This window comes from Paenibacillus sp. J2L1-98, from assembly GCF_056269405.1.
In genome coordinates, this window is the sequence record NZ_JBWDNW010000001.1 from 541,159 (window position 1) to 555,528 (window position 14,370).

Sequence of the window (14,370 nt, forward strand, 5' to 3'; positions counted from 1 at the left end):
GAGAAGCAAAAATAGGCTGAAATGGAGCAGCAGCGCTGTTTCCGCTCTCTTTACCGGTCCGTTTTGCGGGCTCTCTCCTCTTGATTGATAACGCATCCGCCAGCATCTTAGGAGGCATTGCCCATTGTTCATGCCACTTTTAGTTGTTAATTTTGTAGTGTGCACTACAGATTACCAATCTAATCGGAGTGGGAGAGAGAAGAAAATGAGAAAAAAAATGAAGTCCAAGAGCAAGTCGAAAAAGTTGGCGCAAGCCATCCTGTGTTTCAGTCTGCTGACGGGAACGGCAGCGGGTGTGTTTCCGACAGATGTCGCTTTTGCCGAAACGCAGCCTGAAGCGGACACCCCGTTAAACAAGCAAAATCTGCAGTCATTGTCCGTCATGTCGTTAGAAGCTTTGGAAAATGGTGTGAAGCTGGATTTAGGAGATTATCAGAGCTTTATCCGCCTCTTTTCTGAAGATATGGCGAAAATCTCGGTATTGAAAAAAGGAGAAGACGAATTTGTCTCCCCCGGGATTGCCAAGAAAAATTGGAAAACCCCCCGTTTTAACACAAAAGAGACGAATAACGAAATCACGCTGGCTACTGACGAATTGACAGTCAAAATTAATAAACGTCCTTTTGGCATCAAATTTTTGGATAAGCAGGGCAATGTCATCAATGAAGACGCGGCACAAGGCGTAGGCTATGAAGACGGAAAGCCGTATGTTTTCAAGAAAACCGACAAAGAAGAAAACTTCTACGGATTCGGCGAGCAGTCCGGCGGGCTGAACAAACGCGGGAAAAGCCTTGGCATGTGGAATACGGATGCTTATTCCTACAATAAGGATACAAAATATCTGTACACGTCCATTCCCTTTTTCCTCGGATTAAAAAATAAAAAAGCATACGGCATTTTCTTCGACAATACGTATCGCTCCTACTATGAAATGGCAAGTGAAAAGGATGACTACTACTACTTCTATGCCAACGGCGGCAAACTGACGTATTACTTTATCAACGGTCCGGAAATCGGAGATGTTATCGATAAATATACGGAGCTTACGGGAAAATCGGAAACGCCTCCGATGTGGTCGCTAGGCTTCCATCAAAGTAAATGGGGCTATACCCCTGAAGAGCTGGTCGATGTTGCCAATACTTACCGTGAGAAACAAATCCCGTTGGATACGATGCACTTAGACATCGACTACATGGATGGCTACAGAGTATTCACATGGAACGAGCAGTACAAACAAGCGCTCAAGACGTTAAAGGGACAAGGATTCCACGCGATTACAATCAATGACCCGGCGGTTAAACAAGATGATAACTACAGCGTTTATCAAGAAGGCACTCAGCGTGATTTCTGGGCAAAAAATCCCGACGGCTCCACGTTCATCGGCGAAGTATGGCCGGGACCTTCCGCTTTCCCGAATTTCCTGAAGAAGGATGTGCGTGAATGGTGGACCGACAGTCTCGGTACACTGCTGAATGAAGGCGTTGACGGCATTTGGAATGACATGAATGAACCTGCCGTATTTAACGGTCCTTTCCATACGATGCCGCTTGACGTCGTGTTTGAAGGCGATAACGGAGAGAAGAAGCTGCATACGGAATACCATAACCTGTATGGTCACGATGAAGCCGAAGCAACTTATAATGCATATGCAAAGCATAAACCGAATACAAGACCGTTTGTATTGACCCGGGATATGTATGCTGGAACTCAGCGCTACGCGGCGCTTTGGACCGGGGATAACGTAAGTAACTGGGAGCATTTGCAAATGTCGATTCCGATGAATGCCAATGTCGGATTGTCCGGCGTACCGTTTGTCGGAAATGATATCGGCGGCTTTGCAAAATCGCCGGGCAATGTCCCAACCCCTGAATTGTTTGCGAGATGGATCGAGGTCGGCGCCTTCCTGCCGTTTGCCCGCGACCATTACGATAACAGCGCGAAATCAGGTCTCGGCAGCGGACAAGAGCCTTGGCAGTTCGGTAAAGAAGTGGAAGACATTAGCCGGAAATATATCTCGATGCGTTATGAGCTGATGCCGTACTTGTACAACCAATTTAAGAAATCGGCCGAAAACGGACAACCGGTTCAGCAGCCGCTTGTTTACCAATTCCAGGACGACGAGAAAACATACAATATCGAGGACCAATTCATGTTCGGCGATTCAATGATGCTGGCTCCTGTTGTGCAACAGGGTCAAACGAGCCGTCAAGTGTATCTGCCGGCAGGAACCAAGTGGGTAGACTATTGGACAGGCAAAGAGTTTAACGGCAATCAAACGATCACGGTAAATGCCGGTCTTGGAACGCTGCCGATCTTCGTGAAAGCAGACACGATCATCCCTCGTCAGGAAGTTGAACAGCATACGGATGAGAAGAAGCTGGAAAACTTGATTCTGGACACTTACTTGAATAAACAAGCTAGTTACAGCTTCTATGAGGACGATGCCAAAACATTGGACTACAAAAAAGGCGAGTACAATGTTACCGAATTCCAATTGGAGAAGAAGGGTAACCACATCACGTTCGAGCAGGACAAAAAATCTCAAAACTACAGCTCCGACATTAAGTCCTATACGCTTAAACTGCATAATGCCGAAAAGCCGGAAAACGTAAAATCCGCAAATAATAAATACGACCAAGCCGGCAGCTTCGAAGAGCTGAACAAACAAGAAAAAGGCTATTATTTCGATTCGGAAGAAAAAGTTCTCTATGTTAAAATCCCTGTAAACGAAAGCCGTAAGGTTACAATTCAATAATACAAAAACAAACGGGTTGAAGTCTCTTAGGCTTCAGCCCGTTTGTTTTTAGCAAGCTCTATCCTTTAATACCGGACAGCGTCACTCCCTCTATAATATAGCGTTGGCCGATAATATAAACGACCAGCACCGGAAGCAGCGCAATCGTAGCGCCGGCCATCATGAGCGTCCAGTCCGTCGCATACATGCCGCGGTATAGATTCAGCATCATAGGTACCGTAAACTGCTCCGGGCTGTTAAGAAAGATAAGGGGATAAAAGAAGTTGTTCCACATCCCGAGAAACGTAAATATTCCGAGCGCCGAAAGCGCAGGCTTGACGAGCGGTAGCATAATGCGCAAATAGATCGTGAAGCGGTTCGCGCCATCCACAATAGCCGCTTCTTCCATATCCTTCGGGATGCCTTTAAAAAATTGACGAAGCAGAAAAACGCCAAATGCATTCAGCAGCGAAGCTGGCACGATGATCGAATAATGCGTATCGAGCCATCCGAAGTTTTTCATCATCAAGTACAGCGGAATGATCGTTACTTGTCCGGGAACCATCATCGTTGCAAGAAACAAGAGAAACAGCGGCTCGCGGAAGGGAAACCGGATTTTGGCGAAGGCGTAAGCCGCCATCGAGCATGTGATCAGCTGCGATATGACGACAATAACATTAATGTAGAAGCTGTTGAAATACGCGCGTCCGAACGGCAATGCCGTCAACGAATCTTTGAAATTGGTCCAGACGAACGGCTCGGGAATCCATTTCGGCGGTACGACAAATACTTGGGACAAATCCTTGAGCGCGCTGAGTATCATCCATACGAACGGAAGCCCCATAATGCAGGCACCGATGATCAGCACGGCATGCAGCAAAATTTTAGACGGATGAAGCGCTTTAGATTTCATGGGTTCTCTCCTTCCCTCTCCTTATTATTCTTCGTAATGAACCCAACGCTTGGATATTTTCATCTGAAACAACGTCAGCGACAAAATCATCGCAAACAGCGTGACTGCGGCCGACGTACTTTTACCGAAAGTGAAATCGACGAATGCCGAATCATAAATGTGATATACAAGTGTATAGCTCGCTTTTGCCGGACCGCCCGAGGTCATGACAAACGATTGGTCGAACACCTGGAAAGAGCCGATCACCGACATGATGGTAACGAAGAAGGTAGTCGATGACAATAAAGGAATCGTAATATGCCTCAGCTGCTGCCATTTGCTCGCGCCGTCGATTTGCGCAGCCTCGTAATAAGTGCCGGAAATCCCCTGCAGGCCCGCAAGAAACAGCACCATGCTGCCTCCCAGCCCCATCCATATGCTGAGCAGCGCAATGGAGGGCATAACGAACCGCGTATCCGTCAGCCACCGGGGTCCCTCAATGCCGAACCAATCTTTTAAGTATAGATTAATCAATCCGAAGTCAGCATTAAAGAGCCACATAAAGACGACAGCCACTGCAACGGACATCGTTATATTAGGCATAAAATAAATAAGTCGGTAAAGGACTTTTCCTTTTACTTTATTGAGGCCGATTGCGACAAGCATAGCGAGAAGAATGCCGGTTGGAACCGTAAGAATGGTATAATACAGCGTGTTAACAAGCGCGATCCTGAAATCGGGGTCTTTAAACTGTTCCACAAAATTGTCCAGTCCAACAAAGGATCGTTCACCGAAGCCGTCCCAGCTCATTAAGCTGAGCGTAAAGGCTAATATAAGCGGAATTAATGAAAAAATAACCAAACCGACCATTTGCGGAAAAATGAACACATATCCCCAAATGCTATCCACCGTCTTTGTACTTAAGGAGCTGCGCTTCATACTAATCCGGTCTAAAGACGGAGCGGGCCCTGTTCTTTCGGCTGTTTGCATATTCCCGTAACCCACCTTTCTCTTCTTATTGTTAAGAACAAAGGGGCGATCGGGTTGTCCGAGCCCCTTCCTTTTTAGTTCCTAAAGGCCTGTTTATTTTTTACTTTTATATTCCTCGATTTTCTTGTTCGCTAATTGCTCGATCTCTTTCATTGCTGTATCTAAATCCTCGTTTTTCAGCCAAAGCGCCTCGAAACGGGAATTGATGTCATTGCTTAGACCTGGAATGCCTGCTTCAAACGGAGTTAAAGCATAGCCAACTTCACGGGCATCCAAAAATAACTGTGAATGCTCAGGAAGATTTCCTTCCAGAACCACTTCGTCCGCACCGACTACGGAAGGCACCGCATTGCCTCCTCCTTGAAGACGGTATTTTTGACCATCCGCATTAACGAATTCCGCGAGGAATGCAAATGCCGCTTCTTTTTGCTTCGATGCCTTATTCAGTACCATAAAGGCAGTCGGTATGCCGGCAGGCTCTATTTTGTTGCCTGTATTAGTAGGCCAGGTTACGATGTCATACTCAAGGCTTGCGTTTTTCTTGAACAAAGGCAGGTACCAGCGGCCTGCGCCGACAAACCCGACCTGATTGGACATAAACATCGCATCGCCGCCTTGTCCCTTCGGCAGCGTGCCGGCAAACGTAATGTTCCCGCTCTTCACATTGTCATATAAGAACCTAAACGCTTCGATCGCTTTCGGATCCGAGTAGCCTACATATTTGCCGTTGTCGTCATACACTTTTCCGCCATTTGAGGTGACCCAGCTGTGCGTGCTGTTCCAGCCATTATCCAGCACATAGCCGTATTTGCCGCTTTCGCGTATTTTGTCGGTCATTTCCTGGAACGCATCCCAATTCCATTGCCCCTTTTCCTGCAGATCTGCGGGCATTTCCGTAATGCCTGCATCCTTCAGCACTTTCTTGTTATACCAGAGCACCATCGGATTGTTATCTACCGTAACCCCGTAAATTTTACCGTCGCGCAGCGCCGCCCCCCATAAACCCGGGAAGAAATCCTCCTTCTTCACTGCGCTGTCCGCCGCATCCATCATAGGCGTAAGCTCCTCGATGCTGCCGTTTTCAATTAATTTGACGATCGTTGCATCCCCTGCATAAAAAAGATCGGGCGCCGTTCCGCCGCTCAACTGCGTCAATATTTTCTGATCGTATTCCCCTGGAATCGGGATTAATTCCGCTTCGATATCCGGGTGCTTCTTATTAAATTCTTTGGTGAAATCCTGGAACCTTGTCAATTCTCCCGGGTTGCCCCAGGTCGCCCATTTAATTTGGACCTTATCCCCCTTGGCGCCTTTGCCCGCATCTGCTCCACTGCTCGTCCCGCCGTCCGAACCGCAGGCTTGAAGCACCGCCGACACCGTAATCATCAAGATGAGCAGAGACCATTTAAGTTTTTTCATTCTCTTTTTCCTCCCTCGAAACTCTCGTTTTTTACAACACTAAAGTATTTGTAAACGCTTTAATTATAGTATTTCGTTAACTTAGGTTTGAACGGATTATGTTCCGAAAGGGTGTCTTGTTTTCCGCATTTCGTTTTATTTCACTTTCGCAGCAGTCCCTGATATTCCGCCGGAGATAATCCTACGATCTTCTTAAACTGCTTGCTGAAATACTTGACGTCGTTGAAACCGGACTGCTCCGCTACCTCATACACCTTGAGCGAAGATCCCTGCAGCAGCTCCTTGGCTCTCTTGACGCGCAGGGCGATCAGATGATCAATAAAATTTTCACCCGTCACACGTTTAAACATTTCGCTGAAATAGTTTCGGCTTACGTTAACCGCATCCGCTACTTGCTGCAGCGAGATGGGCTCTCTGTAATGGTTTTCGATATAAGCGGCAGCCTCCATAATAATTCTCTGATGCAGCGTTTTATCCGGCTTCACGGAATCGTCGCCGGCCCCGACTGCGCCGAAGCATGCTCTCACATGATGAATGACATCGGCAACGTAAACGAAACTTCTCAGCTCCCTGATTTTGCGGACGATTGAACAATCAGCTTCTTTTATTAACACAAACAGACTGAGCAGCTCCTCCGCCTCCAGCATCACTTCCTCTTTCGTCCGGTACTGCGGCTGCCACTGCTCCATAATTTGGTTTATCATTTGTTCCGATTTGGACGAATAGCCCATCGTCAGCGACTCTCTCAGCTCGCTCAAGTCCGCTGATGATTCTTCGCGGTCTGCCAATGCCGAAGCAGCCAGCTCTTCTGCAGCGAGCAAACGGTTCGGTCCCCGGAAAAAACCGCCCGCGAGCACTCTCTCCGCTTCTTCACAGGCTTCTCGAAGAACATCATAGCTGCTATAAACGCCGCTTAGTCCAACGGAAACGTGCACACCATTTGACTCCGCATGCTGCCTATACTGCGAGATGAGCCCGTTTAGTTTGGCATGATGGCATTCATGCGCAGGAAGCACGGCCAGCAGCAGGCCCGTACGCAGCATGACCGCAACAAAGGAACCTAAGGACTGATAGAGATGCTGCTTGAGCGTCTCCCCCTGCTCCGTAAACAGATCATTTCTTTCCGCATCCGATTTGCCGAAAACATTGATCTCCAAAGCGGCAACTAGGTAGCTTTGTTCCGGACATTCCGACTGCAGCCGTTCGAGTGCATCCCGGTCGCCGCAGAGCGCCTTGCAAAATGCCTTCTCCAATATTTTCAGCTTGTTAGCCTGCTGTTGAACTTCAAACTGCTTTACAATTTTTCTGTTTTCGCTTTCTTCCTGTATTTTTTGGCGCATTTGAAGCAGCACACCTTTGAGCAAATCCGAGGTCAGCGTCGGCTTCAAAATATAGTCGCTTGCCCCCAGACGTATGCCTTCCCGCACGAATTCGAAATCGTTATGGCAGCTTAGCAGCAGCACCTTGATCCACGGGCACAACTGTCTGGCCCTGCGCGTTAGCTCAATACCGTCCATTACGGGCATCGCAATATCGGTAATCAATATATCAACCTCTTGATTTTCAATCCATTTCATCGCATTTTGGCCGTTCGACGCTTCCCCTGCGACGATGAATCCGTTTTCCTCCCAATCGAACGTGGAGCGCAGTCCGATCCGGGCCAATTTCTCATCATCCACCAATAGCACTCTGTACATATGTCTCCTCCTTATACTTGGAAATCGCAATCAGCACCTCTGTGCCTTCGTTTTTAACGCTCGTGATACTTAGGCCGTACTTGCTGCCGTAATAAAGCTGGATCGTCTGGTGGACGTGATTCAAGCCGATGTTGGTCATTCCTTGATTGCTCCGTCCGCTCTCGTTCATCTGCAGCTGATGAAGCCTGCTCTCATCGATTCCAACCCCGTCGTCGGTGATCAGGATGATAATGTCGGCAGCGGCTTGCTTTACCACGATGTTAATCGATCCGTCCGCATCCTTAGGGGCGATCCCATGGAAAATAGCGTTTTCGACGATCGGCTGGAGCAGCATCCGCGGAATTTGCACTTTTTTCAGATCATCGCTGCAAACGATATTTAAGCGAATATGGTTGTCATACCGGTATTCCTGAATGATCATATACTTCTGAAGCAGCTCAAGCTCCTCGCCAAGCGGAATAAATACGCCGTTTCGTTCAAGGCTCGCTTCCAGCAATTGCACAAGCGTGGTAACGGCTTTATCGACATCGTTCGTACGGTTTAATTTTGCCATCCATTTTATCGAGTTCAGCGTGTTATAAAGAAAGTGCGGATTAATTTGATAGCGCAGCGCCCGAACCTCCGCCTTCTTTTTCTCCGATTCCTCTTTGGCGATTCGGGCGATCAGCAGACCGATTTGTTCAATCATATTATTGAAGCTGCGTCCAAGCTGCCCAATCTCGTTCTGGCCGACATTCCGGCTTCGCACGGTCAGGTCCCCGTCCTCTCCTTTACGCATCAAACGGCTCAAATAAACTAAAGGCTTGCCTATTTTCCGCGTAACGTAATAGCCCATCCCCATAGCGGACAAAATACAGAACAGCGCAATCCACATCGTAAAGTTCCGGATGCTGGCCGAATCGGCTGTCAATTCCTCAAGGGGCACGACACCGACGACATCCCAGCCGTTATACAGCCGTTCGGGAATGACCAGCGTGCTTTTATGGTCCAGTTCATATTCCGTCGCTTGTGTTGGAAGAGGCAGCTTCGATTCTTTGCCGTACTGGCTTGAGTCCGGATGGTAAAAATAACGGTTCTGGTTATTCGTGACATAGATATAGCCCGTATCGCCAAACTGCACGCGGTTAAGCTCATCGATCAGCACCTCCCCCATCACTTCGATAAACATGACGCCTATCACTTCGCCTGTTTCCCAGCTTCGGATCGCGCGGCCAAGCCCGAATACGGGAAAGCCCATTTCCGTTTTCTTCAAGTAAGAGCTTTGAGAGAGTCCGAACCAGACGGTATTGCCGTTGGCGTCCAAAATCGCTTTGTACCATTCGGAATCCCATTGATCCGAAAATGACGTCAATGACGAGCTTAGGACCGAATTGTTGCGGTTTACATCAAAAATGTATATATCGAGAATTTCTGGAGAATTAATCATGATGGAGGTAAGAACGTCTTTTCCGTCTTGAATTTTGAGCGTCGTTTCGTACAGCTTCTCTTTCGACTGCTCTTTCAAAATATTGTGGATCACTTTACTGTTTAAAACCATCATGGACGTATCGTCAAGCTTCTTGAAATACAGGTTGAGCTTGTCGCTGACCTGCGTAATCGTAAGCGATGCCACTTTGCTGACCTGTTCCTCCACGATCGAGGACGATTTGTGATAAGATAAAAAACCCATGACGAGTACGGGCAGCGTCATGCCGATAAAGCAGAGCAAAAAGAGTTGAACTACAATGGAATGAAAATGTCGAAAGCGCATCGTTTTTCCTCCTGTTTTATCAACATTAGTCGATGATCTTCTATATTACTCAAATAATGACAGCGCTTGCAATAGTCCTGATCAAAAAAATAGCAGCCTCAATTGGCCGCTTGTCCCTTTCGCTTTTCCGATTATAAAGAAGAAAAAGCCTACAAAGCAGCTCAAGCTGCTTTGCAGGCTTTTTCATTCTTGCGACAGCTCAATCATATACTAAGATCGCTCCAGCCATTAGGCAGCAAAAAACCAAAATAATGCTTTTCAAAAGGAGACTGAACGGATGGGACCTTTTTCAACGGATCTCTTGAAAGGGAAGGTTATTCTCATTACAGGCGGAGCGACAGGTCTCGGCCGTGCCATGGGAGAAAAGTTTTTAGCGCTTGGCGCTAGTCTGGCTATTGCCAGCCGCCGGGAAGCCGTGCTTGAAAAGGCAGCCGAAGAAATGAGCCTTGCGGCCAGCCGCGTGTTCTACAAAAGCTGTGATGTGCGTGACCCGGTTCAAGTGCACGATCTGATAGCAGCCGTAGAGAATCATTTTGGACATATCGATATACTCGTTAACAATGCTGCCGGCAATTTCATCAGCCCGACTGAACGCCTCTCGCCGAGAGCGGTGGACGCGGTCTTAAATATCGTTCTGCACGGCACCTTTTATACGACGCTGGAGGTCGGAAAGCGATGGATTGAGCAAGGAAAAGGCGGCACCATGCTGAACATCGTCACCACCTATGCTTCTACCGGTTCAGGTTACGTCGTGCCGTCCGCAGCTGCGAAGGCTGGCGTACTGGCTTTGACCAGATCTCTCGCAGCCGAGTGGGCGCCTTATGGAATCCGTCAGGTCGCCATTGCGCCAGGCCCCTTCCCGACAGAAGGCGCATGGTCACGCCTCTCTCCTACTCCCGAGCTGGAAGAGAAAATGGTCGGACGCGTTCCCCTGAAGCGGGTTGGCGACAAGGAAGAACTGGCCAATCTGGCCGCATATCTCATTTCTGACTATGCAGCCTATGTGAACGGCGAAGTCGTAACGATAGACGGCGGAGAATGGCTGCAAGGCGCAGGCCAATTCAACAGCTTATCCGCAGTTACCGATAAGCAATGGGACGTTCTGGCCGAAATGACGCGAAAGGGTAAGGGATAAGCAGACACGACCTGAACCGGGAGGTCAGGTAATGGCGGCTTCCGTTCCAAAAGCTTTAGGACCGCGCGGCTGATCGCCTTTGTCGTCCGGCTCCAGCGTAATGCCGATACGGTCGTAGTTTAATTCGTTTGATTTGATCGCCATCGTGAGCAGGCCAATCCCCTTCTCGTCTACACGGAACGTGCCGGCGCTCGTTCGGCTGCCATCGCGGAGAAGCCAAACCTGATAGGCCTGCTCATCTTTGGTTGGCTTTGCTCCGAACACATAGACAACGAATTGTTTGCTTTGTCCCGTGTCAACAATACATGCGACACCATACGCACGCTCCTTCTCACTCGATTCCGCCTTAAGCATGTTAATTTGAACAATCCGGGAAGCCGGAGCGAATAAGGCATTTTCGATGGATGGCGGACTCGTTTGCCGGTTGTTGATCAAGGGATTATGCCATAGCGAGCCGCTGAAAAAAATGACCGCTGCCGCTGCCACAGCTATAATAGGCTTCCTCCAGTTGGTTTTACTGAAAGTTGCGGGACGTCTTGGCACCCTTCTGGCAGCGGACATAATCTGCTCTTTCAAATCCTGCGGGGGTTCAATTCTTTCTATATCCAAGGGGAGCGCCTCCCATACGATTTGCAATGCGGCAAGCTCCTCTCTGCAGGATTTACAATGAGTCAAATGACGCTCGAATGCCTCTCTTTCCTCCTCGGTGCAAGCACCGGAAAGATAGTCAAGCACGATGCCGCATTCACTGCCATATGTTTCGTCACTCATTTTATAGATCCCCCTTTGCCGCAAGATGCCTTCGTAATATTTTCAAAGTTTGATGGAGCCTGTTCTTGACCGTTCCGAGAGGCTGATTATACAGCTGCGCCAGCTCGCTGAGGCTGTAGCCCTGCCAATAAAAATGCTCTAACAGCGTTTTCTGCGGATGAGATAAATGCATGCACGCCTGCTGAATTTGTTCTCTTAGAGAATGGCGAACGGCATGTTCCTCTGGTGAGAGTGCGATCTGATCCGGCAATTCATTAAATCGTTCCTCCGTTATTTGTATAAGGCCGGAATCATTTCTTCTTTGTTTTCGAATATGGTCCGTCGTAATATTGCGAGTTAAGGTGAGCAGCCAGCTTGTAAAACGCCCCTTCTCCGGGTTATACTCCGCTTCCGTTGTCCACAGACGCATGAAGACCGCCTGCGCAATATCTCTCGCGGCAGCCTCATCCCTGACCGCCTTCATGGCAAAAGAATAAATCAAAGCGCCATACCGGTCATAAAGAACGGATAGCGCTTGATGTTTGCCGCTTCTAATGAGCTGCATGAGTTCATGATCGGTTAGATTAAGCATTGAATAGCGCCTCCACGACAGGCTTGTTTTGTCTATCTTATCAGAAGAAGAAGCAGCCGTGAACAGCTGCTCCTTCGTTCATAAATACGACGACTTATTTCTCCTTCACGACGATTGTCCCTTTCATGCCGGGATGAGGAGCGCAATAGTAGCTGAACTCTCCCGCTTTAGAGAAGGTAATCCTCTTACTGTCATTTTGAGCTAGAATGCCGGTGTCAAAGTCTTCATTATCTGCAGTTGCTGTATGTCCTACCTCATCCTTATTGATAAAGGTAACGGTATCGCCTTCCTTTATTTCGAGCTTGTCCGGTGAAAACGCGAAATTCGAGATCTCAACTGTGTGAACGGTCGCCGCTTCAGTCGGCTGATCCTTGTCTTTACCCTCGCCCTGCCCCTCAGACTTTGCCGGGGCTTTGGAAGGCTTGGGAGTAGACGTAGATTTAGGCAGCGGCGTACTGGTCGGCGGCTTGGTTTCTACCGTTTTCTCCGTTGCAGCAGGCTTCTGCGTTATTTTCGGCTTATCCGTCTCCCGGGGCTTCTCAGTCGCATCCGGCTCGTCCGAAGGGGAGACAACGGACGCGGGACTAGCAGAGGGAGAGCTGGAATGATTCGCATCCATCGTCTCCTGCGCACTATTATTGGCAGCATCAGAGCTAGCGGGTGAAGCAGACATATCCATTGTGTGCTCAGGCGGTTCGTTTGCCGAAGCACCGCAGGCCGATAACAATAAGAGCAGCAGGACGAGAAGCGGCCATCCATAAATACGGGATATTTTTCTCATTTCAGCACACTCACTTTACGATGATTTGCCCGGTCATAAATGACATATGGGGCTCACAGTAAAAATTAACAGTACCGGGTTTATCCAAAGTTATCATGTACGATTCGCCTTTAGCTAGCAGCGGCGTTGCGAATGAACCGTCCACGGCTACCGCATTATGCTTCATATCGTCGTAGTTCGTGAAGGTAATTTTGGAGCCTGCTTCCACAGTGAGCGGTTCCTTGCCGAATGAAAATTGTTTGATGTCAATGCTATACGTTTTAACAATGACAGTTGAAGCTGTCGTTCCATTGAATTTCACCGGATCAACAGTAAACCAGACATCGTTGACGCCCTGCCCTTTCAAATCTCCATGCTCCTTGTCCTTGATAAAATAATAGAGCGGGAACCCTTTAAATGCAGCTTGCTTACTTCCATCCGAGCGTGTAATCGTTCCTATGTCACTTCCTTTTAACGTGGATGGAACGCTTGAGCCTGATAATGAATAGGCTGGCCAATTAACTAGACAATTGCCTTCGCAGACGCTGGTTTGGGACGGGTCTTTGTCAAAATAATAAAGCGTACGGCCGTAGTCGTCGGTCAAGTAGCTGCCTACTGACTTCGAGGTACCGAGCATGACCGCATAATCCGACTTCGCGGCAAACCATACGCCTCCCACTCCTTCTCCGGCAATATCCCCGGCCGCGGTATCCTTTACAAAATAATAGAGAGGCCAATTTTTGTAGGTTAACTGCTTCGTACCATCGGTGCGGGTAATAACAGCGAAGTCATCCTTATTAAGCGATGCAGGTATTTGTAGATGCTCATCATAATAGACCGGCCAGTTCTTCAAGCAATCCGCCTGGCAGGCATTCACATTCTCCGCATCTTTCGTAAAGAAATAAAGCGTACGTCCGTTTTTATCGGTGAAAAACGTCCCCAGCTTGTCGTTTTTGCCAAGCTCGATTCGCTCGCCCTGCGGCAGCGAAGACCCGGCAGCGATTACGCCGCTGGCTTGCAGGGAATCGAAAAACACCTTTCCGCCCTTCGTCTCGGCCGATAATGCTTCGATGAGCGCCGTTGCCAAGCTGGTATTAAGTAAAGACCCCTTACCGGCAATCCGGTTCAAGCCATGGGAGGCAGCGAATGCTTCTGTTCCTTGGTATGTAAAGTCTGATCCGGATTGGTAGCCAAGGTTCTCCAAGATTACCTTGTAAAATTGCTTGGAGCTGATTGCGGCGCTTGGATCAAATCGATTGTTGCCCGTGCCCTGCCAGCCTAATTCCGGTTTATTCTTCAAATAGGCTAGAATGGACTGGTTCGCTTTACTAACCTTTGCAGCATCCGAGAAATTGGATTTGCCGGTGTAAGACTGAGCTTCCTTTAGTTTACCATTGAGACGGAGCGAGATGATTGCAGCCTGCATTCGAGTCGATGCTTTGTTCAAATAAGCAGCATTCATGCCATTGCCATCACCAATAAGCAGGCCAAGCTCGGACGCCGTATCGGCATCGGATTCGATCGCGGCTGTGGCGTCTGCCGATGCAGTGCCGAGCGGGACAGCTGCGAGTGTCGTGCACATCGCAGTAATTAAGAACATTTTCTTCAAACTTGTTAGCATCAATTAACCCTCCTTAAGTTCTGTTCACTA

At 48.5% G+C, this 14,370-nt stretch carries 11 protein-coding genes; 2 read left to right on the top strand and 9 right to left on the bottom strand.

Features of this window, described 5'->3' with window-relative positions; all coding sequences use genetic code 11:
- Window positions 1-205: 205 nt before the first annotated feature.
- Window positions 206-2,755, top strand: coding sequence for a glycoside hydrolase family 31 protein (locus AC0YNZ_RS02585; RefSeq protein WP_475825124.1), 2,550 nt, complete (start codon window positions 206-208; stop codon window positions 2,753-2,755).
- A 58-nt stretch (window positions 2,756-2,813) separates the two neighbouring features.
- Here the strand turns inward: AC0YNZ_RS02585 and AC0YNZ_RS02590 are convergent, their stop codons facing one another.
- From AC0YNZ_RS02590 to AC0YNZ_RS02610, 5 genes are all read right to left on the bottom strand, one after another.
- Window positions 2,814-3,647 (bottom strand): carbohydrate ABC transporter permease, encoded by an 834-nt coding sequence (locus tag AC0YNZ_RS02590; RefSeq protein WP_475825125.1) that lies wholly within the window; start codon window positions 3,645-3,647, stop codon window positions 2,814-2,816.
- A 24-nt stretch (window positions 3,648-3,671) separates the two neighbouring features.
- Window positions 3,672-4,565: a carbohydrate ABC transporter permease gene (locus AC0YNZ_RS02595; RefSeq protein WP_475825491.1), complete on the bottom strand. Its 894-nt coding sequence runs from the start codon at window positions 4,563-4,565 to the stop codon at window positions 3,672-3,674.
- A gap of 144 nt (window positions 4,566-4,709) precedes the next feature.
- Window positions 4,710-6,035: an ABC transporter substrate-binding protein gene (locus tag AC0YNZ_RS02600; protein ID WP_475825126.1), complete on the bottom strand. Its 1,326-nt coding sequence runs from the start codon at window positions 6,033-6,035 to the stop codon at window positions 4,710-4,712.
- A 140-nt stretch (window positions 6,036-6,175) separates the two neighbouring features.
- Window positions 6,176-7,732 (bottom strand): response regulator, encoded by a 1,557-nt coding sequence (locus AC0YNZ_RS02605; RefSeq protein ID WP_475825127.1) that lies wholly within the window; start codon window positions 7,730-7,732, stop codon window positions 6,176-6,178.
- Window positions 7,707-9,482, bottom strand: coding sequence for a cache domain-containing sensor histidine kinase (locus AC0YNZ_RS02610; RefSeq protein WP_475825128.1), 1,776 nt, complete (start codon window positions 9,480-9,482; stop codon window positions 7,707-7,709). The genes AC0YNZ_RS02605 and AC0YNZ_RS02610 overlap by 26 nt, the downstream gene beginning before the upstream one ends.
- A 277-nt stretch (window positions 9,483-9,759) precedes the next feature.
- Here AC0YNZ_RS02610 and AC0YNZ_RS02615 point away from each other — a divergent pair, with 277 nt between their 5' ends.
- On the top strand, window positions 9,760-10,617 hold the full coding sequence (locus tag AC0YNZ_RS02615; RefSeq protein ID WP_475825129.1) for an SDR family oxidoreductase: 858 nt from the start codon (window positions 9,760-9,762) through the stop codon (window positions 10,615-10,617).
- Between the two features lie 24 nt (window positions 10,618-10,641).
- On the opposite strand, the gene AC0YNZ_RS02620 is transcribed toward AC0YNZ_RS02615, so the two are convergent.
- The 4 genes from AC0YNZ_RS02620 to AC0YNZ_RS02635 all read right to left on the bottom strand — a co-directional run bounded on the left by AC0YNZ_RS02620 (window position 10,642) and on the right by AC0YNZ_RS02635 (window position 14,340).
- A complete protein-coding gene (locus AC0YNZ_RS02620) occupies window positions 10,642-11,388 on the bottom strand; it encodes an anti-sigma factor (protein WP_475825130.1) in 747 nt (248 codons plus the stop codon).
- 1 nt (window position 11,389) lies between these two features.
- The gene (locus AC0YNZ_RS02625) at window positions 11,390-11,959 is read right to left on the bottom strand and encodes an RNA polymerase sigma factor (RefSeq protein WP_475825131.1); all 570 of its coding nucleotides are present in this window, start codon (window positions 11,957-11,959) and stop codon (window positions 11,390-11,392) included.
- Window positions 11,960-12,053: 94 nt separating this feature from the next.
- Window positions 12,054-12,740: a cupredoxin domain-containing protein gene (locus tag AC0YNZ_RS02630; protein ID WP_475825132.1), complete on the bottom strand. Its 687-nt coding sequence runs from the start codon at window positions 12,738-12,740 to the stop codon at window positions 12,054-12,056.
- Window positions 12,741-12,750: 10 nt separating this feature from the next.
- Window positions 12,751-14,340, bottom strand: a complete 1,590-nt coding sequence (locus AC0YNZ_RS02635; protein WP_475825133.1) for a plastocyanin/azurin family copper-binding protein — start codon at window positions 14,338-14,340, stop codon at window positions 12,751-12,753.
- Window positions 14,341-14,370 lie beyond the last annotated feature (30 nt).

Coding starts and splice junctions, on each gene's coding strand:
- AC0YNZ_RS02585 (WP_475825124.1), top strand. CDS start 206: ATGAGAAAAAAAATGAAGTCCAAGAGCAAGTCGAAAAAGTTGGCGCAA.
- AC0YNZ_RS02610 (WP_475825128.1), bottom strand. CDS start 9,482: ATGCGCTTTCGACATTTTCATTCCATTGTAGTTCAACTCTTTTTGCTC.
- AC0YNZ_RS02590 (WP_475825125.1), bottom strand. CDS start 3,647: ATGAAATCTAAAGCGCTTCATCCGTCTAAAATTTTGCTGCATGCCGTG.
- AC0YNZ_RS02625 (WP_475825131.1), bottom strand. CDS start 11,959: ATGCTTAATCTAACCGATCATGAACTCATGCAGCTCATTAGAAGCGGC.
- AC0YNZ_RS02600 (WP_475825126.1), bottom strand. CDS start 6,035: ATGAAAAAACTTAAATGGTCTCTGCTCATCTTGATGATTACGGTGTCG.
- AC0YNZ_RS02605 (WP_475825127.1), bottom strand. CDS start 7,732: ATGTACAGAGTGCTATTGGTGGATGATGAGAAATTGGCCCGGATCGGA.
- AC0YNZ_RS02635 (WP_475825133.1), bottom strand. CDS start 14,340: ATGCTAACAAGTTTGAAGAAAATGTTCTTAATTACTGCGATGTGCACG.
- AC0YNZ_RS02595 (WP_475825491.1), bottom strand. CDS start 4,565: ATGAAGCGCAGCTCCTTAAGTACAAAGACGGTGGATAGCATTTGGGGA.
- AC0YNZ_RS02630 (WP_475825132.1), bottom strand. CDS start 12,740: ATGAGAAAAATATCCCGTATTTATGGATGGCCGCTTCTCGTCCTGCTG.
- AC0YNZ_RS02620 (WP_475825130.1), bottom strand. CDS start 11,388: ATGAGTGACGAAACATATGGCAGTGAATGCGGCATCGTGCTTGACTAT.
- AC0YNZ_RS02615 (WP_475825129.1), top strand. CDS start 9,760: ATGGGACCTTTTTCAACGGATCTCTTGAAAGGGAAGGTTATTCTCATT.